General features: G+C 68.9%; 21 protein-coding genes and 2 pseudogenes. 14 read left to right on the forward strand and 9 right to left on the reverse strand.

Annotation, left to right across the window (positions count from 1 at the left end):
- Window positions 1-13 precede the first annotated feature (13 nt).
- The 7 genes from KI385_RS00905 (at window position 14) to KI385_RS00935 (ending at window position 5654) form a co-directional block, all read left to right on the forward strand.
- Window positions 14-733, forward strand: coding sequence for a response regulator transcription factor (locus tag KI385_RS00905; protein WP_238570333.1), 720 nt, complete (start codon window positions 14-16; stop codon window positions 731-733).
- Window positions 730-2220 (forward strand): sensor histidine kinase, encoded by a 1491-nt coding sequence (locus tag KI385_RS00910; protein ID WP_238570334.1) that lies wholly within the window; start codon window positions 730-732, stop codon window positions 2218-2220. The genes KI385_RS00905 and KI385_RS00910 overlap by 4 nt, the downstream gene beginning before the upstream one ends.
- 621 nt (window positions 2221-2841) lie before the next feature.
- A complete protein-coding gene (locus tag KI385_RS00915; RefSeq protein WP_238570335.1) occupies window positions 2842-3321 on the forward strand; it encodes a hypothetical protein in 480 nt (159 codons plus the stop codon).
- On the forward strand, window positions 3318-3551 hold the full coding sequence (locus KI385_RS00920; protein WP_238570336.1) for a hypothetical protein: 234 nt from the start codon (window positions 3318-3320) through the stop codon (window positions 3549-3551). The genes KI385_RS00915 and KI385_RS00920 overlap by 4 nt, the downstream gene beginning before the upstream one ends.
- Before the next feature lie 583 nt (window positions 3552-4134).
- Window positions 4135-4455 (forward strand): hypothetical protein, encoded by a 321-nt coding sequence (locus tag KI385_RS00925; protein ID WP_238570337.1) that lies wholly within the window; start codon window positions 4135-4137, stop codon window positions 4453-4455.
- An 85-nt stretch (window positions 4456-4540) separates the two neighbouring features.
- Window positions 4541-4774, forward strand: coding sequence for a hypothetical protein (locus KI385_RS00930; RefSeq protein WP_238570338.1), 234 nt, complete (start codon window positions 4541-4543; stop codon window positions 4772-4774).
- Window positions 4775-5351: 577 nt separating this feature from the next.
- Complete coding sequence (locus KI385_RS00935) at window positions 5352-5654, forward strand: hypothetical protein (protein WP_238570339.1); 303 nt, start codon at window positions 5352-5354, stop codon at window positions 5652-5654.
- A gap of 89 nt (window positions 5655-5743) precedes the next feature.
- On the opposite strand, the gene KI385_RS00940 is transcribed toward KI385_RS00935, so the two are convergent.
- On the reverse strand, window positions 5744-6670 hold the full coding sequence (locus KI385_RS00940) for a PhzF family phenazine biosynthesis protein (RefSeq protein WP_238570340.1): 927 nt from the start codon (window positions 6668-6670) through the stop codon (window positions 5744-5746).
- Window positions 6671-6753: 83 nt separating this feature from the next.
- On the opposite strand from KI385_RS00940, the gene KI385_RS00945 reads away from it, so the two are divergent.
- Together KI385_RS00945 and KI385_RS00950 are read left to right on the forward strand one after the other, a co-directional pair.
- A complete protein-coding gene (locus KI385_RS00945) occupies window positions 6754-7659 on the forward strand; it encodes a LysR family transcriptional regulator (RefSeq protein WP_238570341.1) in 906 nt (301 codons plus the stop codon).
- Window positions 7660-8537: 878 nt separating this feature from the next.
- A complete protein-coding gene (locus tag KI385_RS00950) occupies window positions 8538-9071 on the forward strand; it encodes a GNAT family N-acetyltransferase (protein WP_238577506.1) in 534 nt (177 codons plus the stop codon).
- Between the two features lie 196 nt (window positions 9072-9267).
- Here KI385_RS00950 and KI385_RS00955 read toward each other — a convergent pair whose 3' ends face one another.
- On the reverse strand, window positions 9268-10809 hold the full coding sequence (locus tag KI385_RS00955) for a serine/threonine-protein kinase (protein WP_238570342.1): 1542 nt from the start codon (window positions 10807-10809) through the stop codon (window positions 9268-9270).
- A 432-nt stretch (window positions 10810-11241) separates the two neighbouring features.
- Window positions 11242-11886, reverse strand: a complete 645-nt coding sequence (locus tag KI385_RS00960; RefSeq protein ID WP_238570343.1) for a hypothetical protein — start codon at window positions 11884-11886, stop codon at window positions 11242-11244.
- 296 nt (window positions 11887-12182) lie between these two features.
- Here KI385_RS00960 and KI385_RS44405 point away from each other — a divergent pair.
- A pseudogene (locus tag KI385_RS44405) lies at window positions 12183-12401 on the forward strand (transposase); the annotation flags it as partial.
- Window positions 12402-12574: 173 nt separating this feature from the next.
- Window positions 12575-13578, forward strand: a pseudogene (locus KI385_RS00970) (IS5 family transposase).
- Between the two features lie 19 nt (window positions 13579-13597).
- On the opposite strand, the gene KI385_RS00975 reads toward KI385_RS00970, so the two are convergent.
- The 4 genes from KI385_RS00975 to KI385_RS00990 all read right to left on the reverse strand — a co-directional run bounded on the left by KI385_RS00975 (window position 13598) and on the right by KI385_RS00990 (window position 16229).
- Window positions 13598-13822 (reverse strand): hypothetical protein, encoded by a 225-nt coding sequence (locus KI385_RS00975; RefSeq protein WP_238570344.1) that lies wholly within the window; start codon window positions 13820-13822, stop codon window positions 13598-13600.
- A 63-nt stretch (window positions 13823-13885) separates the two neighbouring features.
- The gene (locus KI385_RS00980; RefSeq protein WP_238570345.1) at window positions 13886-14404 is read right to left on the reverse strand and encodes an SRPBCC family protein; all 519 of its coding nucleotides are present in this window, start codon (window positions 14402-14404) and stop codon (window positions 13886-13888) included.
- Between the two features lie 54 nt (window positions 14405-14458).
- Window positions 14459-15076: a TetR/AcrR family transcriptional regulator gene (locus KI385_RS00985; RefSeq protein WP_238570346.1), complete on the reverse strand. Its 618-nt coding sequence runs from the start codon at window positions 15074-15076 to the stop codon at window positions 14459-14461.
- 394 nt (window positions 15077-15470) lie between these two features.
- On the reverse strand, window positions 15471-16229 hold the full coding sequence (locus tag KI385_RS00990; RefSeq protein ID WP_238570347.1) for a DeoR/GlpR family DNA-binding transcription regulator: 759 nt from the start codon (window positions 16227-16229) through the stop codon (window positions 15471-15473).
- 49 nt (window positions 16230-16278) lie between these two features.
- Here KI385_RS00990 and KI385_RS00995 point away from each other — a divergent pair, with 49 nt between their 5' ends.
- Together KI385_RS00995 and KI385_RS01000 are read left to right on the forward strand one after the other, a co-directional pair.
- Entirely contained in the window at window positions 16279-16662 is a 384-nt protein-coding gene (locus KI385_RS00995) for a DUF4406 domain-containing protein (RefSeq protein WP_238570348.1), read from the forward strand.
- Complete coding sequence (locus KI385_RS01000; RefSeq protein WP_238570349.1) at window positions 16659-17336, forward strand: NUDIX domain-containing protein; 678 nt, start codon at window positions 16659-16661, stop codon at window positions 17334-17336. The genes KI385_RS00995 and KI385_RS01000 overlap by 4 nt, the downstream gene beginning before the upstream one ends.
- Before the next feature lie 58 nt (window positions 17337-17394).
- Here KI385_RS01000 and KI385_RS01005 read toward each other — a convergent pair whose 3' ends face one another.
- A complete protein-coding gene (locus tag KI385_RS01005) occupies window positions 17395-18651 on the reverse strand; it encodes an IS256 family transposase (RefSeq protein ID WP_238570350.1) in 1257 nt (418 codons plus the stop codon).
- A 272-nt stretch (window positions 18652-18923) separates the two neighbouring features.
- Between KI385_RS01005 and KI385_RS01010 the strand changes: the two genes are divergently transcribed.
- Window positions 18924-19532: a hypothetical protein gene (locus KI385_RS01010; RefSeq protein WP_238570351.1), complete on the forward strand. Its 609-nt coding sequence runs from the start codon at window positions 18924-18926 to the stop codon at window positions 19530-19532.
- Window positions 19533-19608: 76 nt separating this feature from the next.
- Here KI385_RS01010 and KI385_RS01015 read toward each other — a convergent pair whose 3' ends face one another.
- Complete coding sequence (locus KI385_RS01015) at window positions 19609-21123, reverse strand: carboxylesterase/lipase family protein (RefSeq protein WP_238570352.1); 1515 nt, start codon at window positions 21121-21123, stop codon at window positions 19609-19611.
- Between the last annotated feature and the right edge of the window lie 30 nt (window positions 21124-21153).

Here is a 21153-nt window from a genome sequence, read left to right on the forward strand (position 1 = left end):
GGTGGAGGCGGGAATGGGTGTGAGGGCCGGTCAGGGGCGGGTCTTGTTGGTGGACGACGATGCCGCGATCCGGCGGTCGCTGGGGCGCGGGCTGAGGTTGAACGGGTTCGCCGTCGATCTGGCGGACGGCGGCCTCGGCGCGCTGGCGAAGGTGGCGGACGAGTCGCCCGACGTGGTGGTCCTGGACATCTCGATGCCCGACCTCGACGGCATCGCGGTGTGCCGGCGCCTGCGGTCCGACGGCAAGGACATACCGGTGTTGATGCTCTCCGCGCTCGACGAGGTCGCCGACCGGGTGGCCGGCCTGCAGGCGGGCGCGGACGACTACCTGGTCAAGCCCTTCGCCCTCGACGAGCTGGTGCTGCGCCTGCACGCGCTGCTGCGCCGGCGCCCGCCGGCAGACACCGACGCCGTACGGGTCGGGGGTCTGGTGCTCGACGCGGCTGCGCGCACCGCCCGTCTCGACGGCAGGACGGTGGAGCTGACCCGGCGCGAGTTCGAGCTGCTCGAGGTCCTGGCCCGCAACGAGGGCCTGGTCCTGACCCGCGACCAGTTGCTGGACCGGGTGTGGGGATACGACTTCGAGGTCCGTACCGACGCGGTGGACACCTTCGTCAGCTATCTGCGCCGCAAGCTGGAAGCGGGCGGACGGTCCAGGATCGTGCATACGGTGCGCGGCGTCGGCTTCGTGCTGCGCGACGACGCGAGCGGCGAAACGGGGCGCCGGCCGTGAGGCTCTCCACCCGGATCGCGATCGTGGTAGGCGCTGTCGTACCGCTGCTGGTGGTGGCTTCCGGCTGGGTGCTGGTCGGCCTGGTCACCAGGGATCTGCGTGCCCAGGCCGATCAGCGGCTGGACGAACGCGCCCGGACCGTGGCCACGGCGGCCCGCGGTCTGCTGCGCGCGACTTCCCTTGGCCGTCCGCGCGCCGAACAGGCCCACCAGCGCAAGCTCTTCTCCTCCGCCCTCGATGTCGGCTTCCGCCTGACCGGCCCGTACGGCACCGTCATGGACGGCCCCCAGCCCGGCCCCGCCGTGCGGCTGCCCGCCCGGACCGAGCACCCGGTCACTGTCCGGTCGCACGGAAAGACCTGGCGTGCCTTGCGGGTCCCGGTGAACGGCAGTCAGGCCGGGGTGAACGGGACACTGTGGCTGTTCTCTCCGGACACCGCGAGCCAGGCGCAGATCCAGCTCGTGCGCAGCCGGGTGATCACCGTCGCGGCGCTCGCCGCACCGGTATCCGCTGCCCTGGCCTGGGCGCTGGCGGCTCGCGCGGCCCGGCCACTGCGTCGCCTTCAGCAGCGCACCAGCGGCCTCGACCCGCACACGACCACGGCCCGCCTGGAGCACACAAGGACCAGGATCACCGAGGTCGACGACCTCGCACACACCCTGCAGACGTTCCTTGCCCGCTACGACGAACAGGCCACCCGCACCGCCGAGGCCCTGGCCACCGCACGCTCCTTCTCCGCCGCCGCATCCCACGAGTTGCGCACACCGCTGATGAGCATGCAGACCAACCTCGACATTCTCGACGCCTTCCAGGATCTCGACCCAGCGGACCGTGCGGAGACGGTGGACGACCTGCGGCGCGGACATGCCCGCCTGCTGGGGTTGTTGGTGATGCTGCGGGCGCTCGCCCAGGGAGACCTGGTCGAGGCCGACGCATTCGCGCCCGTCGATCTGGCCGACCTCGCGGACGCGTCCGTGTCCGACCTGCGCCGCACCCGTCACGAGGCCGCGGTGACGCTCGACAGCGCCCCGGGCCTGACGGTCCACGGATGGCAGCCTGGGCTGCGTTCGCTGCTGGACAATCTCCTTGCCAACTGCCTGGCGCACGGCCGGTCCGCCGACGGCAGAGCGCATATCGCCGTGACCCTGCGGGCTGCCGGAGACATCGACGCCCCGACGGCCGTGCTCACCGTGGATGACCAGGGGCCCGGCGTGCCACCGGAGCAATGGCAGACGATCTTCGAGCGCTTTCACCGTCGCTCGGACAGCCCCGGCTCCGGCCTGGGCCTCACCCTGGTCGCCCAGCAGATCGCCCTGCACCGCGCACACCTACGCGTGCTGAACGGCCCCGGCGGCCAGGGAGCCCGCTTCGAGATCACTTTTCCCCTCACACCCGCGGACCGGCCCGGCGCGGCGGTGCCGGTGCACCGGGACTGGCTGTCGGACACCGACCAGCAGCGACAGGAATTCCACAGAGAACGTGCGTAGCTTCCTCCCCGCGCGGACGGGCGCAGCGCCCGCGTCGCGCGAAGGGAGGACACCATGCGCATAAGTAACGCCGCAGCCCTGTTCGGGGACGCGGAAATCGCCGTGGCAGGCCGCCGCCGCGTATCGCTCCTCGGCCGATGCTCCCCCACTGTGGGCCGGTGCTCCCGAAGCTGCCTGTGCGAAGACGTTGTGCACGGGCGCCCCCGATACCACGCCGCAGTAGTGGCGGAAGGGGCCGTCCACCGTCGCGTGCCGCCCGTGCCGCCCGTGCCGCGAACTCGCCGCGGCAGGGCCCGCGATGGGTGGATCGCCGGGCTGGCAGCAGCCGGTCTCGCCGTGGCCACCCTCGTCTGCGTCGCCCTGGTCACCGCGGACGGCAGCGGGGTGCGCAGAGCGGGCCCCGGCACGAGTACCACCGCTCCTGCTGCGGTGAATCCCACGGACGCGGTCGGACGGACGACTGAACCGCCCGGCAGGTGATCCGGCCCGCAGGGCGATCCGCCCGGCAGGTGATCTACCCGGACTCACAAAGAAACCACAAGAACGGCTCCTAGCTTCGCGCTCGCATGGCACACACCTGCCGCTGTTTCCCAGCAGCGGCACACAGATGGGAGACTCCTCATGCAGCGTCGCAAGGCGACCCTGACAGCGACCTTCTCGGGCCTCGTCCTCACCGGGATGATGGCCGTAGCCATCCCCTCCTACGCGGCGGACAGCGCACCCGCCGCGCCGCCGGCCTCGGTCGCCACACACGCCAAGGACCCCCAGCACGCCTCCCGGCACGCCAAGGGTCCGAAGGGCGATGGCGCGAAGAAGTTGTGCCGCCGGGTGCCGAAGCTGGAGCGCCGGATCGAGCGGCGGATCAAGCGGATGGAGGGCACGGTCGGCACGCCTGGCTCGATCAAGTTCCTGGAGCAGCGCATCGCCAACGCCAAGAAGGCCCACCACTCCGCCATCGCGACATTCCTCGGCGACCGGCTCACCACCCGCAAGACGCTTCTGACGTCGCTCAAGGCGAAGCAGCCCGACCTCAAGGACGTCGCCACCTGGTGCACCGCGAACGAGAACGGCGCGAAGGCCACCGCGAGCCCCGCGTCATGAACCGCCGCCGACGCCTTTCGCTTGTCGTGACGGCTGCGCTCGCGGTGCCCCTCCTGGCCACCACGGCTTGCTCGCACTCCGCCACGCCGAAGGACGCGGCCCCGCCCGCCAGCAGCAGTCCCTCGGTCGCTCCGGACCAGCTCGCGCAGATGCAACAGAAGGTCGACGACGCCGAGCACGCTGCCGACTCGGCGGACGCGAACGGCAACGCCGACAACTCCGGAAACTGACAACTGACAACTGACAACCGACGACAGCTCCGTAACCGGACATCTGTCACCTGCAATCCGCCGTCTGCGCCCGTACGGAGAACTCCCGGCGCAGGCGGCACATTACGACGACGCCGGTCACCCGGTGACATCCGAGGACCGCACCCGCCGCTGTGCCCGACGTAATCGCTGGCGGCGCCCGTACGACCGGCCCCCGCCCTCACGCGGGACACCTCACGCATCAGCAGGACGTCTCACGCATCAATTTCTTATGCAATTCGGCGGATTCGGGTTGACGCAATGCCACCGCACCACAGTATGACATCCAGCCCCTCCCATACACTCTCGTTTACTCCGGTCCTATCCCATCACCACCGCATCTATGGCCGGCCGACTTCCTTACTTACTGTGCCCCTTCCGCAAGAGCCCCCATCCGGCCAGCATCAACATTCCAGCCAATGCCCATCGTTTTCCCACAACAACTCCGACGAGCCGGTAGTTTCCTTTCAGCTCCCATAACGGAGTCAGCCGAAAGCGGCGGTACGTAGAGGGTCCTGGGCCATCACAGCCCGGGAGCGCCATGCACCAGTGAAAGGAAACCCGCATGACCACTGGAATCAAGGGCTGCGACAACCAATCGAACTCCTACGTGTCATTCGTCAACGAAGAGCACGCCGGGGACAGTGAGTCCGTGAACCCGAGGTCGTACAGCGATGCGTACGCCTGGATCTCGCAGCACAAAGAGAGTCCGCTGAGCGTGCAGACCGGGCGGGGACGGTGCATCATCTGGGACGACGACTGGAAGGTGAAGGGCCAGTGGGACGACGGCAAGGGGGAGTTCATCCTCGCCAGCGTCCAGAGCAGCCCGCAGGACTACCGGATGACGGTCAGCAACACGGGCGACATCTCCCTGTCAGCAGTCTGATCCGAGGTATCGGACGCGCAAAAGGCATCGGACACGAAAGAGGGGGAACGTAGTGCCCATGCAGAACTGGCGTATCACGAACGCCATGGAGAACCGCACGGGAAACTGGGTGTACTACATTTGCACCGCCGTCCAAGCGTTTGCGAATCTCCATTTCAGCCGCCACGTCGACAATCCCAGCGACGACCACATGGCAACGAACGACGGCGCCTATTACTACTACGGCGTAACCGGCACATTCAATCAGGCCGCCCAACAGGCCGATCAGTCCGTGCGGCAGATGCTCGTGGACGCCTGGAACGACTACTTCAAGGTGTAGCCCGGGCCGCCTGCCACGCCGGCCGATCCGCGGGGTCTTTGCCGCCCCCTGTTCCCACCCTCTTCACGGGTACGACCCGGCACCCAGGCCCCACGCGTGGGCATCCGAATTGCCGTGCGGCGCGCGCGTCATAGGAGGAGCCCCCCCGGTCGGTCGATCAGTCACCACTACGGCCCCCGCCCCTCTCCCGGCGGGGGCCGTCGGCATGCCTCGGCCTCCCCCGAGTGGCGAGGGCGCGCCAAATAGACTTCCTTCCCTGCCGGTTCGTCCGCCGGCACCACCCGCAGAAAGGCACCGCCATGCCCGACCAGTGCGTAACACCGCCGTCCACGGCGGCACCCGCGCCATCCCCCTCGCCGACGTCGTAGACGCCGCCAACTTCCCATGACCAGTACCAGGGCACCGGCCACATCCCATGGGCGTTCGGTGAGCTGGGCCTGCCCCTGATGCACCGCGTACGCTGGCGCGGCCCGAAAGACCCAACTCGTACCCGCCCAGACAGAACTCGCCGCCCCCACAGCTAGACCCGCGCCCGCCGGTCCACCCCCCAACACCCGCAAAAGGAAACACTCCACCAGTGAAGAAGAGCGCCATAGCCGGCGGCTGCATTCTCGGCCTGCTCATCATCGTCGGCGCCTGCAAAGTCAGCGCCGCTACCAACGACCCCCTGACTCTCGCCGAATTCGACAAGATCAAGGCCGGCAGCAGCGAGAAGACCCTGCTCCAGTACGCCAGCACCTGCCAACAGGACGGCGAAGCCGAACCCGCCCACAGCGACGCGGCCACCTGGACATGCTTCGGCGCCGACGGAAGCAGTAACGCGGTGTTCTTCTACTCCGAGGGCGAGCTGTTCAGCAAGGCACAGACCGGGCTCGTATAGGCCTCCAGGCGCCGGCCTGCGCCTGCCCCGGACGGCACCCGGGTACGGCGGGCGCCGGCTGGTCAACTCCGCCATCGCTCAACCGGTTCTCACTGCCCCGGATCCGGAATGGCGACGGCCTGGCCCGTCACCCGTACCCGCGGGTCGTCGGGGCGGAGGTCGATATAAAGGTCGCTGGGGCGGCCCATGTCCTCGCCCTGCCGGATATGCACCCTCAAGGGCTCTGTGACCAGGCCCAGGGCACGCAGGTAGCCGCCGAACGCCGCGGCCGCGGCGCCGGTCGCCGGGTCTTCCACGACGCCGCCGACCGGGAAGGGGTCACGGGCGTGGAAGTCGAGGCGGTCCGGGGCCTGGCGGTGGACGAGGTGCACGGTGGTCCAGCCGTGGTGCCGCATGATGTCGTGCAACGCGTCGAAGTCGTAGTCGAGGGCGGCGAGCCGCTCCCTGCTCCTGACCGCCAGGACAAGGTGGTCGTTGCCCCCGAAGGCGACGTGGGGCGGCAGATCGGCGTCCAGCTCGTCCCGGCTCCAGCGCAAGGCACGCAGCACCGACTCGACCAGGGCTTCCTCGGCCGGGTGGGAGTGGGTGGGCACGCTGGTGAGCGTGGCGCGGATCAGCCCGCCCTCGGTCGTGGTGCCGACCCGGATCTCCCCCGCCGGCGTGTCGAACACCAGCTCGCCGGTTCCCGTACGGGAGGCGAGGGCGACGGCCGTGGCGATCGTGGCGTGTCCGCAGAAGGCGACTTCATCGCGGGGGCTGAAGTACCGCAGCCGGTAACGGCGGGCCTCGGTGTCGCCTGCCGTCACGAACGCGGTCTCCGAGTACCCGACCCTGGCGGCCACGGCGAGCATCTGCTGATCGTCCAGGGCTTCGGCGTCGAGCACCACGCCGGCCGGATTGCCGCCCGCGGGGTCGGCGGTGAAGGCGGAGTAGCGCAGTACGTCGATCGTGTCGGAAGCGGCGAGGGTGGTGTCCGGGAGCGGGCTCGCACCGGCGGCGGATGTCTGTGTGGTCATGCGTCCACGTTGTCACTCCGCGGCCATCGCGTCCAACGATGGTTCTTGCTCGGCTCCATCGACTGACGCGATAGCGTGCGGGAGTGGACACCAGACTTCTGCGTACGTTCGTGACTCTCGCAAGAGCAGGGAGCTTCACCGCCGCCGCCCGCTCGCTCCATCTCGCGCAATCCACGGTCACCGTCCAGATCCGCACCCTGGAGAAGGAGTTGGGGACCCCCTTGTTCGACCGGATGCCGTCGGGGACGATCCCGACCCGTGCCGGACTGCGGCTGCTGGAAGAGGCCGAAGAGGTGCTCGACGCGGTGGCCAGGCTTCGCGCGGCGGCATCGGCTGCCCACGGTGACGCGGAGAGTGGGACGGTCGAGGGTGAGGTCGCCGTCGGTGCGGGTGATTCGCTGTGTTCCTCGCGGCTGCCCGCGGTGATCGCCTCCTTGCGGCGCAGTCACCCCCGACTGGATGTCCATCTGGACGCCGTCAGCACGGCCGCGGCGGTGGACGGACTTCGCACGGGCCGACTCGACATCGCGTTGATGCTGGAGCCCGACGTCGCCGAGAACGATCTGCTGGCCCGCAAGATAGCGAGCGAGCCACTGGCGTACGTGGCGGCACCCGATCATCCGCTGGCCGGACGGGCGGCCGACTGGGACGAGTTGGCCCACGAATGCTTCTTCCTGCACGAGGAGGGCTGCTCGTACAGTGACCGGCTCGTGCGGACATTGCTGGGTCTGCCCGGGGCCCGCCCCCGGATCACCCGCTTCGGCAGCATCGACGCCGCCCGGTCGTGCGTCGCGGCCGGTCTCGGCCTGACCCTGCTCCCCCATGTGACGGTCGAACGACACCTGAACGAAGGCCGGTTGGCGGTGGTGAACGGCCCCGACGCCGAGCCTGTGCCCGTCCAGCTCGTCCGGCACCGCAGACGCTGGTTCTCGCCGGGTGCGCGGGTCGTCACCGAGGAACTGACGCGCGTGTTCGCCGCGGCACCCTGACCGGCTCCTGAACGTGCCGTTGCCGCACGTCGAGAGTGCGACCACCGCCAACGGATGCACATGCTGGGAAAAATCCGGCGCCAGGACCGCGGTCGGCAACACCACTTGGCATCGCCCGCCTTCAAGGACTGCTGGATCGCCGGGGACTGCCACAGGGGCTGCGTGCCCCCAGGGCGGTGCTCGTCCAGTGGTAGCCAGCGGCCGTAACCCGGCTCCCAGGTGACGCTGAGGAGATGCTCCATACGACGGCCGCGGGCGCGGTGCGGCCACTTCGGGGGCTGGGTCCAGGCCGGGTATCCGCCGACCTTGTTCTGCAGGGCGCTGGCCACCTCGGTGTACCAGTACCCGAAGCGATCCTCGAGCTACCCGCAGGCGCGGAAGCAGAGCCTGCCTGAGCTCCTCCGGCAGGTCCCACTTCGGGTACCCCACCGCCGGGGTCGGGGAGACCGTGCACGGGCGGGGCATGAAGTCCTCCTCGTACTCGCCCTCGCCCGGCTCCGGTATGTCCCGCAGCAGCCCGGCGTCGACGGTCTCCGCCTCGTTGCGCCAGTACAGCCTCGGCAGCGCAGCGCCGGCCGGATCCTCGGGATGGATCAGTGGGCACCAGACCAGCTGCAACACGTCCTTGCCCGCAGGAGACTCGAGCCGAGGCATATACCGCGAGGCCGGCGCACTCTGCTTCGCATCACGCGCAAACTACCCGCCCGCCCTGACAGCCAGGGTCGTCCCCTCTGGGATCCTGGTCAGTCGCCAGTTACGGGACAGCCTTTGGACAGAGGCGCAGGAAACAACGCCGCAGCGATGTGGCGGGACCCTTCAACCGGCAACCGCAAGCACCTCACTTGGACGGCAGTCGGCTCGGGCAGCATCATGCAGGGATGACTGGGAACTCACTTTCCGCGTGGCCGGCCGTGGTGCGGCTCGCGCAGTATACGAAGACGGATTTCAGCGAGATTCTGGGAGACGGCGACGACCCGTTCGGCGTCGCGGAGGCCGGCCTGAGCTGGCTGCCCAAGGAGGAGCATTTCGGCATCAGGCGCGATGGCCGCCTCGTGGCGCACGCCGGTCTGTTGATGGTGCCCCTTTCGATCGGCGGGGTCGAGACCAAGGTCGTAGGCCTCGGCGGGGTCGCCGTCACACCGGAGTTGCGGGGGCATGGCCTGGCGCGGATGGTCGTCACGGCCGCCCTGACACACGCCCGCACGATGGGGCCGCAGCACGGGCTGCTCTTCTGCCGACCGCCTCTCGTCCCCCTGTATCAGCGGCTCGGGTGGCGAACGCTCCAACAGGACGTACACGTTGAACAGCCCGAAGGTCCCGTGGTCATGCCGCTGCGGACCATGTGGACGCCGTTGCACGACGGCGCCAGCTGGCCCGAGGGGCCCGTGCGCTTGCTATCGCTGCCTATGTGACCGGCGGTTTCGCCCACCCGGCCGGGACGTGGAAGGAGAGTGCGCAAAACGGTCGGGGTCGGCGTATTCGATCTGGCGCTCCTGATGGGCGCTATCTCGCGCGATCGGCGGCTCGGCGGCTCGGCGGCTCGGCGGCTCGGCGGCTCGGCGGCTCGGCGGCTCGGCAAAGTCGACCGCCGATCGCGCGCACGGGCCGTTATCCCTGAAAACGGATTCCGTTGACGGCGTTGTCGAAGACCGGGCGGTATGTGGTCCACTGCGCCGTGGGAGCGCTGAGATAGATCACGTACTGGGTGCCGTCGGAGCCCGTAAAGGCCAGTTCCACTGCCCGGAAGTCCCGCGTTCTGCCCTTGAATGTGAATTCCCAGTATCCGGCAGGATTGCCCCGGAATTTCGTCGCGCTCATACGCACCCGCTCGTACCCCGGGTTGTCCCGGCGTGTCTGGGCCTCCTCGACCTCTCGCCAGTGCCGCAGCGCATCGGAGCCGGCGAACCGTTCGGCGGTGAGCCGCAGCCCTACCAGGCTGGACGGGTCCACATACGCGACCTCGCCGTTGTTGGTGGTCGTCCGGCGCCAGCCGTCCGGGACCGGAACCGACAGGCCCATGTCCTCCTTGCGGAGACGGTAGCCGGCGGGAACGGGCGAGGGTGAGGGAGGAGGTGAGCTGTGCGGACCGGCCGTAGAGCTGCCGGAGGCGGGGTCCTTCGGCTCGTCGGAGCCGCCGTAGCCGTTGACGAGCAGGGGCCCGCCGGCCACCGCGGCAGCGACGGCGACGGCCGCCAGGGAGACCAGCGCCACCTGCCGACCGCGGCCCGGTTTCGCGGCCGTAGGTGCCCTGGGAACCGTGTGTGTATTCGACGCTGTACGTGACGCGGCGTCGACCGCCAAGGGAGGCGGCCCACTGGGTGCGGTCTGTTCCCCGACCGCCTGGGCCAAGAGGCGTTCGACCTGAGGGGCGTCCATGCGCGCACCAGGCTCCTTGGCCAGCAGGCCCTCGATCACTCGGGAGAGCTCCCCTGCCCCGCGCGGGGGCTCGAGCTCGTCGAACGCGATGGCGTGCGCGGTGGCGAAGGGCGTGGCCCGCCTGAACGGGGGGCGCCCCTCCACGGCTTGGTACAAGGTCGCGCCCAGGGCCCACAGGTCGGAGGCGGGGCCCGGATCACCCGCCCTGCTCGTGAGGCGCTCGGGAGCGACGTAGTCCATCGACCCGACCCACTCGCCGGTTGTGGTCAGAGAGGGCGTCCCGGCCGCCAGAGCGATCCCGAAGTCGGTGAGGATGACCCGGCCGTCATGCCCGAGCAGGACGTTGGCGGGCTTGACGTCCCGGTGGAGGACTCCGGCATCGTGCGCCGCACGCAGCGCGGCGGCCACGGCGCACCCGATGCGTGCGGCTTCGCCGGGCCCGAGCGGACCACGTTCCTTGATCGCATCACCCAGAGTGATCGAGGGGATGTACTCCATGACAATGCACGGCAGGCCGTCGTCGTCGACGACATCGTGGACGACGACCACGTTGGGATGCGTGATCCGCGCAGCGCTGCGGGCCTCGCGGCGCATCCGCTCGTGCAGGATCCGGACCTCGTCGTCGTCCAGGTGCGGGGGAACAATCAGCTTCTTGACCGCGACATCGCGGCCCAGAAGCACGTCCTCGGCCCGCCAAACCGTTCCCATGCCGCCCCGACCCACGCGCTCGGCCAGCCTGTAGCGGCCGACCAGAAGACCCCCCGGATCGGACACGTCGAACCCCTTACTCGTACCACCGCTCAAGAATCGCGGCGGCCACCATAGCCCGTGTGACCGCATCTCCCGGACACCCGTCCGAACCCGGGAAGAAGTATGACGTTCGGCAGGTGGAGCGCTACTGCGCGTGGCGAACAGCGGCTCGGCGGGCGGCGGCGGGCGGGGGGCGGCGGGCGGCGGGCGGCGGGCGGCGGGCGGCGGGCGGCGGGCGGGCGAGCCTGGGCGTGCAGCCGTATGCCCTCATCTTGGTCGGCTGGGGGGGATGGGCAGTAGGGCGCCGGTGGGGCGGCGGGACAGTCGTCGGACCATTTGCCCTGGATGCATCCGCGGCATGCCCTGATGCGGAGGATCCGGTCGGGCGTTTCACGGGCCCCCTGCACGGCAGCCTCAGCAGGGGCCGACAGGCGTATCCCCTGGCGAGCCGGCTCCTCACCTCGGCACGACGCACAGGATGGCGGACCGATCGCTGGCGTTGAGGAAGTTGACCTGCTGGCGGCCGGGGGTGTTCTTCCACCCCAGGTCGTGAGTGGTGCAGCTGTAACTCGAGGACGAGAACGAGGACGAGGACGCGATGGCGACAGGAACCAACCGGTCGAGGACGGCGTATTCGGTGGCCGCCGACCAGCACGGAGCCTTGACCCACCGAGCCGGCGGGTTGCCCTGGGGGTAGACATACGACACGCAGTCGCCCACCTGCGCGGTCGAGATCTCGCCGTTGAGGCCTTCGCTCACCCAGTCGACGAAGGGCCGGTTGTAGCCGTACAGCAACACGGCTATCCGGGCAGCAACGACGATCAGGCCCCCGTAGCCGGTTGATTGATCCGCACCCTCTTTCGCCGGCGTGCTCCGCACCGGCGACGTTGCCGGTTCCGTGACGGAGGGCCGCTTCGGCGTCGCCGACGGGTCGACGGACTTGGGCGTGGTGACCGGCTTGGGTTTGCTGACCGACGTGGGCCTGGGGGGCGCCTTGGGCTTGGTGACCGGCTGCGGCTTGGTGGACTCCGGCGAGTTGAGCAAGGCGAGCGCCTCAGGGATCGTCGGGCGCTCGTCCGGATCCTTGGCCAGCAGTTTCATGATCCGTGGCGCGAGCCGTCCCGCGCGCCACGGCGTCGAGGCCTCGTCGTACGCGACCGCGTGAAGCGATCCGACCGGGGTTTCACGGAGGAACGGCGAGACACCTTCGACAGCCTCGTACAGTGTCGCCCCGAGCGAGAAGAGAGGTCCCCCAGGGCCTGTCCCTTCTCGCCGCGTGCCCGCTCCAGCGAGATGTATCCAGCCGAGCCGATGACCGCCCCGGAGTCGGTCAGTCCGGGGTCGGTCACTCCGGGGTCGGTCTGGTTGACCGCGATCCCCAAATCGGTGGGCAGGACCTCGCCGCCCGCCGCTGGCGAATCGAGCACGACTACCGGGAACTCAAGCACGGCCTCGGCCTGGACCACTTCGAGGGCCGCTCCTGGAACGGCTGGCACCATCACGTCACCCTGGTCACTGCCGCCCACGCCTTCCTCACCGAACACCGCCTCTCCCCAAAAGCCCGCACACCGGCCTCACGCTCTACCAGGTTCTCAACACCCCCCAGAGCCTGCTGAACTGCTGGACCGGTATCTGCAACCACCTGCCAGCGCCCCCTGCCCAGACGATCGGGCAGACGCCGCCCGCCAAGACCCACACCGACCTAACGGAGTCCTAGGGCCTGTGTGATGTCGTGATCAATCTTGCGATCCGGATCCGCCCGGAAGGCGGATCCGGTAGGAAGGCGGTCGTGACGCGTAGCCAACTCACCGACGAGCAGTGGAAGTTGATCGAGCCGTTCCTGCCGATAGGCGAGTACGGCCCGTACCCCGGGCGGCTGCGGGAGCAGTTCGAGGGGGTGATCTGGCGGTTCCGCACCAGCAGTCAGTGGCGGGAGATGCCGCATGAGTTCGGCCCGTGGTCGACGGTCTACGGCCGCTTTCGGGTGTGGAGGGACGCCGGTGTCTTCACCGCACTGCTGGAAGGCGTGATCGCCGAGGCCGCCCGCCAGGGGAAGACGGACTTGTCCCTGGTCAGCGTGGACTCCACTGCCGCCCGCGCCCACCACGACGCCGCCGGGATGCGCATCGGCAAGGAGGTCATGGACGCCCTTGAGGAAGCCGCCGCCGAGCAGGAGCGGGCCCGGCAAAAGGGGGCCGCCGGCCAGAACAGAACGGGCAGGACGGCAATGACGACCCCGAGCAGGAAGAGCGGCGGCGCATCAGGCGACGGCGCAAGCTCCGCTTGAAGGAAGCCCAGCTCGGCAGATCCCGTGGTGGGCTGACGAGCAAGATTCATCTTGCCGCAGACCGCAAGTGCCGTCCGTTGTCACTCGTCCTGACCGCAGGACAGGCCGCCGACAGCCCCCAGTTCGTCCCCGTGCTGCAAAAGGTGAGGGTCCGTCTGCCTGTCGGCCGTCCCCGGACCCGGCCTGCCGCTGTCGCCGCGGACAAAGCCTACTCATCCCGCGCCAACCGCTCCTACCTGCGGAAACGCAACATCAAGGCAGTCATCCCGGAGAAGAAGGACCAAGCCGCCAACCGGAAGAAGAAAGGCAGCCGGGGCGGCCGGCCCACACGCCACAACGCCGATCTCTACAAGGAACGGAATACCGTCGAGCGCCTGATCAACAAGCTGAAGGCCTGGCGGGGCATCGCGACTCGATACGACAAGACGCCCGAGAGCTACCTCGCCGGCCTCCACCTCCGCGCCTCGATGATCTGGATCAACGACCTCCTGAAGCCAACTGGTTGATCACAACATCACACAGGCCCTAGCTGTCGTGGTGGACCAAGGCGCCGTGCCAGATGCCGCAGATATCGCCGGCACTCATCGACTTGCCGTCGCACATCGCGTTGGCATCCCCGCCGCGCTGCGACATCCACACCAGCACCAGCCCCGGTCCGATGACGAAGGGGACGCCCAACAGCGCCACGCCGCCCTTGACCGACTGACGTCCGGGAGAATTCGGTAGGAGATCGTTCCGCCGCTCACGCACAACAACTCCGAGCCGTTCACATGAACCAAGAGCCATCGACCGGATCATCAAGGCCAACAGCCGCTAGGGCGCCAGAATTTCCGGATCGGGACGCTGGGCGGGAGCCGTCTCCAAGTGCGCCTTGAGGCGATGCAGTGTGGTGCTGATGTTGGCGTCGTTGGTGCCGATGCGGTCGAAGACGCCGGTGATCAGCATGGCGAACGGGATGAACCACAGCGGGACCCGCAGCCAGTTGGTCTCGGTGACGGCACAGCCCTCGGCGGTGGGCTCGATGTCGTACTGCCAGCGGGATATGGGGATCTTGAGCGGCGCCACCACCTCGTACGCGAAGCGCCGGCCGGGGTCAGCGTCCGTGACGCGGCAGTTCGTGACCCAACGGCGGAGGCCGTTGCGGTTGTAGCCACGGAAGCGGGCGCCTACCGCCGCGACCTTGGCGCCGCCCAGCCAGCGGGCGCGGTGGACCTCCTCGGCGAAGCCGATCATGACGGGAGGGTCGCTGATGATCCGGTACGCCTCGGCCGGGGACACCCGGATGGTCACCGTGCCGGTGGCCGCGGCGTCCGGGAATCGCGGTATACGCATCGGGGTCCTCTCCGCTGATGTAATCACTGATTACATCAGCGGAGAGTGCGAGGGTCAAGGCCCCTGAAAGTTGGCGGAGTTGACGATGCCCAGGCCGCAGGTGTCCAGGACCTGCTCGGCCAACTGCTCCGCCTGCTCCGGCGGCAGATACCCGTCGACGATCATCTGGGACAGGCCGTAGACCAACGCCTGCCCGGCGAGGCCCACCACCGCGGGGTCACCTGCGCGCAACTCCCCCGCCTGCTGGCCCGCGACGATGATGCCGGTCAGGGCCTGCTCGAGACCGGAGAGGCGCTGGCGCAACTCAGCCGGCTGGCGAGAGCCGAACACCTTGGATCTGATCAGCTCGAAGCGGTGTGGGTGACGGATCGCGTACCGCACGAAACCGAGGCCGAAGGCGCGCATCGCCGGTCCCTCATCTTCCGCGACCGCGGTGAGCTGCCACTGCTCGAAGTCGGCCAGAATGCGCCCGACGACCGCCGTCAGCAACGCCTGCCGGTCGGCGAAGTGTCGGAACGGCGCCCCCGGCGACACTCCGGCGCGGCGCGCGACTTCGCGCACGGTCACCTGCTCCGGGCCACGCTCGTCAAGGAGCTCTAGCGCGGCCGCGGTGAGGGCGTCCGGGAGAGAGCCATGGTGGTAACCGGCGCGTTCGACGGGCTTGTCGTCCATGGGAACAGTGCTACCACAGGCAGGTGGGGCGCCCGGTGACGAGGAGAACGACGCCCGACTGCCCGGCTGACTTCAATCACTTCGCGACTCTCTCGATCTCGATGAACGGGCCGATCCGCCCTCGGACGCCGGCCGCAGGACGCCGGACGCCGGACGCCTGTCCAACGGCCAACGTGGGGTGCAGAGGTGCACGTCTTGATCAACGAGGTCACTCCGGGATCAGCACCGGTCTACGGCCGGACGACTCGAGGTTTTGCGCGAGTGCATCTCCTTTTTTTGGGGGGAGCGGAGCGCCGTCGCCGTTGGAGCAATTGTCAATTCCTGTGGATGACTGAACCGCGGTGGCGGGCTGGCGCCTTGAGTCTCCTGTGATCTCATGTTCAGCCAGTAGGTTTCAGTCGGCTGTCAGGACCTCCACGCCGAGGGCCTTGAGCTGCTCGACGACCGTGTCGTGGGGGTCGGCGTCGGTGATCAGTCCGCTGATCTCCTCCCAGGGCAGGACGCGGAATCGTGAAGCCGTGCCGATCTTCTCGGAGGAGGCGAGGATGTAGGTGTCCGCGGCCCGCGCGGCCAGGGCGCGCTTCATCGCGGCCTCCTCGGCGTCGCCGGTGGTCAGTCCCGCCTCGGGGTGCACGCCGGTGACGCCGAGCAGGCAGAAGTCGGCGGAGACGTTCTGTGCTGCCTCGACCGCAGCGGCACCGCAGGTGACCGCCGAGTGCTTGAAGACGCGGCCCCCGAGCAGGTAGAGCTCCGCCTGTGGATGGTCGAGCAGAGCCGCGGCGATCGTCGGGCTGTGGGTGATCACCGTGCAGACGAGGTCCCGCGGAAGCTCGTGGGCGACGGCGAGGGCGGTGGTTCCACCGTCGAGAATCAGCGCACCGCCCGGCCGCACCAGCCCGGCGGCCACCGAGGCGACCTTCCGCTTGCCGTCCGGGGCCACGGTCTGCCGGGCGGCATAGCCGACCACCGCCGGCGAAACCGGCAGCGCGCCGCCGTAGACCCGCTGGCACAGTCCCTCGGAGGCGAGATCACGCAGGTCGCGCCGCACGCTGTCCTCGGAGATCCCCAGTTCGGCGGCGACGTCCTTGGCGACGATCTTGCCCTCGCGAGCGAGCAGACCGAGCAGGTGGTCGCGCCGTTCAGCAGCCAGCATGCACACTCTCTCCTGTTCTTGCACGTTTCTGCATGTATCGTAGCGCCTCATGACCGACAAGCCCATGCTCATCCTGATCGCCGGCCCTTACCGCTCCGGCACCAGCGGCGACCCGCAGGCCATGGCCGCCAACCTCGCCCGCCTCGAAGCCGCCGCCTGGCCGGTCTTCGCCGCCGGCCACCTCCCCGTGATCGGGGAATGGATCGCCCTGCCCGTCCTGCGCTCCGCCGGTGCGGGCCCCACCGCCCCCCTCGCCGACCAGGTGCTTTACCCGACCGCCGACCGCCTGCTCGCCCATTGCGACGCCGTGCTGCGCCTGCCCGGCGACTCCGCCGGAGCCGACCAGGACGTCGCCACCGCCCGCCGCCGCGGCCTGCCCGTCTACCACGACGTGGACGAGATCCCGCATCGCACCCCGCAGGAGACCGCGTGACACCCCGCCCCGGCATCGACACCCCCGACCATCGCGGCCGCACCGGCCTCGACCAGGCCGGACGCGACCTGGACCGCAACCCGAACGTCGTGGTCCGCGACGTGGAGCTCACCTCCCAGGGCTGGCACGTACTGCGTCGCACCACCTTCGACTACCGGCGCCGCGACGGACGCTGGGTCACCCAGCAGCGCGAGACGTATGACCGCGGCAACGGCGCGGTCGTCCTGCCGTACGACGCCGAGCGCGGACGTGTACTGCTCACCCGCCAGTTCCGCTACCCGGCCTACGTCAATGGCCACCCGGACGGCATGCTCATCGAAGCCGCCGCAGGGCTGCTCGACTCGGACGACCCGCCCACCGCCATCCGGCGCGAGAGCGCCGAGGAACTCGGCGTCACGCTCGGCCCGCTCACCCGCGTCCTCGACGCCTACATGAGCCCTGGCTCGGTCACCGAGCGCCTGCACTTCTACGCGGCCCCCTACACTCCGGCCGACCGCACCGGCAACGGCGGTGGGCTGGAGGAGGACGGCGAAGACATCGAAGTGCTCGAACTGCCTTTCGCCGACGCCCTCGCCATGGTCCACGACGGACGCATCACCGACGGCAAAACCATCCTGCTCCTGCAGTGGGCTGCCCTGGCCGGACCCTTCGTCCCCGCAGCAGGCACCGGCTGACACCGCCGCACCCGGCCAGCCCTGCTTACGGGTCCAGGGGCCAGCCGGGGGCGTGCCATCAGACGGCAGTGAGCTCGGGCCGCTCGACGAGCTGACCGCGTTCGAAGCGAGCTCCGGCGCGGACCACGGCGACGAGGTGAGGTGCGTTCACGGCTCGCCAGCGGGCCTGGGCGGCCTCGACGAGCTTGAAGACCATCGCCAGGGCGGCGGCTCGGCTGCCCGCTCCCTTGGTGACCTTGGTCCGCAGACGGACGGTGGCGAAGGTCGACTCGATCGGGTTCGTGGTGTGCAAGTGGATCCAGTGCTCGGCGTGGAAGTCGTAGAACGCCAGCAGCTCGTCCCCGTCATCGACGATCTTCTTGACTGCCTTGGGGAACTTCGCGCCGTACTGCTTGGCGAACGCCTTGACCGCGGCGGCCGCGTGCTCCTTGTCTTCGGCGTTGTAGATGTCCTGGATGGCCTTCTTCGCCGCGGGCTGGGCCGACTTCGGGAGGCCGTCGAGGCAGTTGGCCGTTTTGTGAACCCAGCACCTTTGGTGGCGGGTTTCGGGGAAGACTTCGTTGAGCGCGTTCCAGAAGCCGAGGGCGCCGTCGCCGACGGCGAGGACGGGAGCGCGCATACCGCGGCGCTGGCAGTCCCGCAGCAGACCCGCCCAGGACTCCGAGGACTCGCGGTAGCCGTCCGCCATCGCGATCAGCTCCTTGGTGCCGTCCGCCCGCACGCCCATCACGACCAGGACGGCGGCCTTCGCTTCCTGCAGACGTATCCGCAGGTGGATGCCGTCGGCCCAGACGTAGACGTAGTCGGTGGCGGACAGGTCGCGCTCGCCGAACGCCTTGTGGTCGCCCTGCCACTGCTGGGTGAGCCGGGTCACCGTGGCCGCAGACGGGCCGGCCGAGGAGCCGAGGAACTGCTCGAGCGCGGGCACGAAGTCCCCGCTGGACAGGCCGTGGAGGTAGAGCAGTGGCAGCACCTCGCCGATCTTCGGGGACTTCCGCGCCCAGGGCGGCAGGATCGTCGAGGAGAACTTCTTGCGCTCGCCGGTGGCCTCGTCGATGCGCTTGTCGTTGACGCGCAGAGCCTTGACCTCGACGGTCCCGGCAGCGGTGGTAACCGTCCGGGGCTGGTGGTGGCCGTTGCGGACCACGAGCCGCCGCCCACGTTCGTCCTTCCCATCAGCCAACTCAGCTATATAGGCATCGGCTTCGCCCTCCAGAGCGGCCGCGAGCATCCGCCTCGCGCCCTCCCGGACGATCTCGTCGACAAGCGAGGAGCCATTGGCGGTGGTGCCGTCGGCGTTGACTACGCTGAGCACGGGCGTGCCTTCCCAACCGGTGTTCGCAGCACCCGCCTACTCGATGACCATCAATCGATCACTCGGGAAGGTACGCCCTTCGCATTCAACCCGAGGCCGATCCACAGGTCTTGAGCATTGCTCGCTCCGTTGGGCACAAACAACTCACCGGCACAGTCGATCCGGAGGACGTCCCCCGGCTCCAAGGCCCTCAGTCACACCCGTTCGACCGGACTCAGGACGGAAACCTATGATCAACCGTTCCATAGTTAGTGTGAAACGGGGAAACGGCAGTGAGTTCCAAGAAGTGGATGCGTGTGGCAGCGATAGTGGCTCTGGCGGTGTCGGCGGCCAGCGCCTGCGGGCCGGACCCGCAGCTGACCAAGGGCACACCAGTGTCGAGCCCGACGGCGTCACCACTCGAGAGGATCTCGCCCCAGCATCCCGCGCCCGGCGACAAGGCGCCCGTGTTGGACAAGATCAAGTACGACCTGGAAACCAGAGTCCTCCGCATGGGCGGCATGGTCCCGAAGCCGACCAGCAGTTCCTGCGACACCGACGCGGTCGGCGACAAGCCGCAGAAGTTCACGTGCACCGTCAAGTACATGGGAATCGAAGTGCCCTTCCGCGTGGAGACAAAGGGCGGCTTCATCATGATCCAGTACACAGCCACGCCGACCAAGGGCGGAGTCGTCACTCGCGAAGGCGTGCACGCCGTGGCCTGGAAGCAGTACGGCGCTCTCGGGGGAAAGACACGAGACTCGCTGCGGTGCGATGACATCCCCGCCGTCCGCTTGGTCCCGGTCGACAAGCCCAGTGGATACCGTTGCTACGTCGGCGACGGCGGCCTGCAAGGCTCCTACGACGTAATCATCGGCAGTAACGGCATGAGTCTGCACTAAGAAGTCGCCTCATTACGGAATGAGACTCGGAGGATTCATGGTCCTTCGGGTGCCGCCGAGTTCGGTTGTCCTTCGGTCACGGCATGGTTGACCACAGTGCGCAGTGGTGAGTTGGGCTGGGGTACGTCGGGCCTATGTGGTCGGGGGCCAGGGATTGGACCGTTGATCGTGGCCAGTGGGGTGTGTCGCTGCCGTTGGGGTTGCCTGTGCGGGCGAATCGAGTCCAGTAGTCGATCATGGTGGCGGCCAGTCGTTTCTGGTCTGGTGTCATGTCTCGGGGTTTGCCTCCCAGGTCGAACAGGTAGGTCAGCTCGGCGGCGTGTGTCGCGCCGAGTGGGAAGGGCGGGGTGGCCGGGCTGGGGCGAGGGGCGTGCGGGTCTGCGAACTCGTAGCGCCAGGCCGGTGTCCGGGCGGCGAGCAGGGAGCCGGTGCGCAGGGTCGGACAGGCGAAGTTCGAGTCTCCGATGACGGCTCCGAAGACCGGTCCGCCGTCTGTCTCGGTGACTGGGTAGGTGTGGACCACCTCATCGGCTCTTGTCGGGTCGGGGATGAAGGTTTTCGCCACGTCCGGCCAGGTCGCGGGGGTGATGCTGGTTCCTGCTTCGATGATGCCGGCGGACCAGGCATTGCCCTCGTCGTGGTTGTTGCCTATCAGTACCGGTACCCGGTGGATCCGGCCCGCGGCGAGGGCCGCGCCGGGGTCCTCGGGCAGCAATGGCGTTCCGTATGAGGGCTGTTGGTCCACGGATTGTGCGGCGAGCAGCCGGGGTACCTTGACCCGTCGCAGGCAGGCAACGACATCCGCGGCGTGGCCGCAGCCCACACGGGTGGCGAGTTTCGCGCTTGCCTGCTCCGTCGTCGACCGTGGGGCCGCCGAGGGGGCGAAGGGATGTTCCGGACGGCCCGTGCACGCTCCGCTTTCGATGATCGCGCGGTGGAACAGGCCCGCGGCCGATGGCGAGGCGAGCTGTGCGCAGACGCTGAACGCGCCTGCGGACTGGCCGGCCAGCGTGACATTTCCGGGGTCTCCGCCGAACGCTCCGATGTTGGCGCGGACCCAGCGCAGCGCCGCTTGCTGGTCGGCCAGACCGAAGGTGCCGGAACCCGCGAGCCGCGCGTTTCCGAGGAACCCCAGTGTTCCGAGTCGGTAGTTGACGGTGACCACGACGACGTCGCCGGCCGTGGCCATGCGGTGCGGGTCGTAGGAACTCCCGGCGCCGGTGGTGAAGCCGCCGCCGTGCAACCAGACCACAACAGGCTTGTGTGGGTGACCTGTTGGTGTGGAGGGGGTGGTGACGTTCAGATATAGACAGTCCTCGTTGGTGCTGCCGCCCGGGACCTCACCGGCCGGCTGGGGGCAGGGGCTCGCGGTGCGTGTCGCGTCGCGTACCCCGGTCCAAGGGGCGGCCGGTCGCGGCGCGGCCCAGCGCAGCGCGCCGACCGGTGGCGCCGCGTAGGGAATGCCGTTGAAGTTTCGGTAGCCGGTGTGTGCGGAGCCTCGCGCCTGCCCGCTCTGTATCCGTACGACGGGAGCCGTGTCGGTCCTGGCTTGGGCTGGAAGGGCCAGCGACACCGCCAGCGCGCCTGCCAATGCTGTCGCTAAGCCCGCCCATGCCGACGT

Source organism: Streptomyces inhibens (assembly GCF_022221585.1).
GTDB lineage: Bacteria > Actinomycetota > Actinomycetes > Streptomycetales > Streptomycetaceae > Streptomyces > Streptomyces inhibens.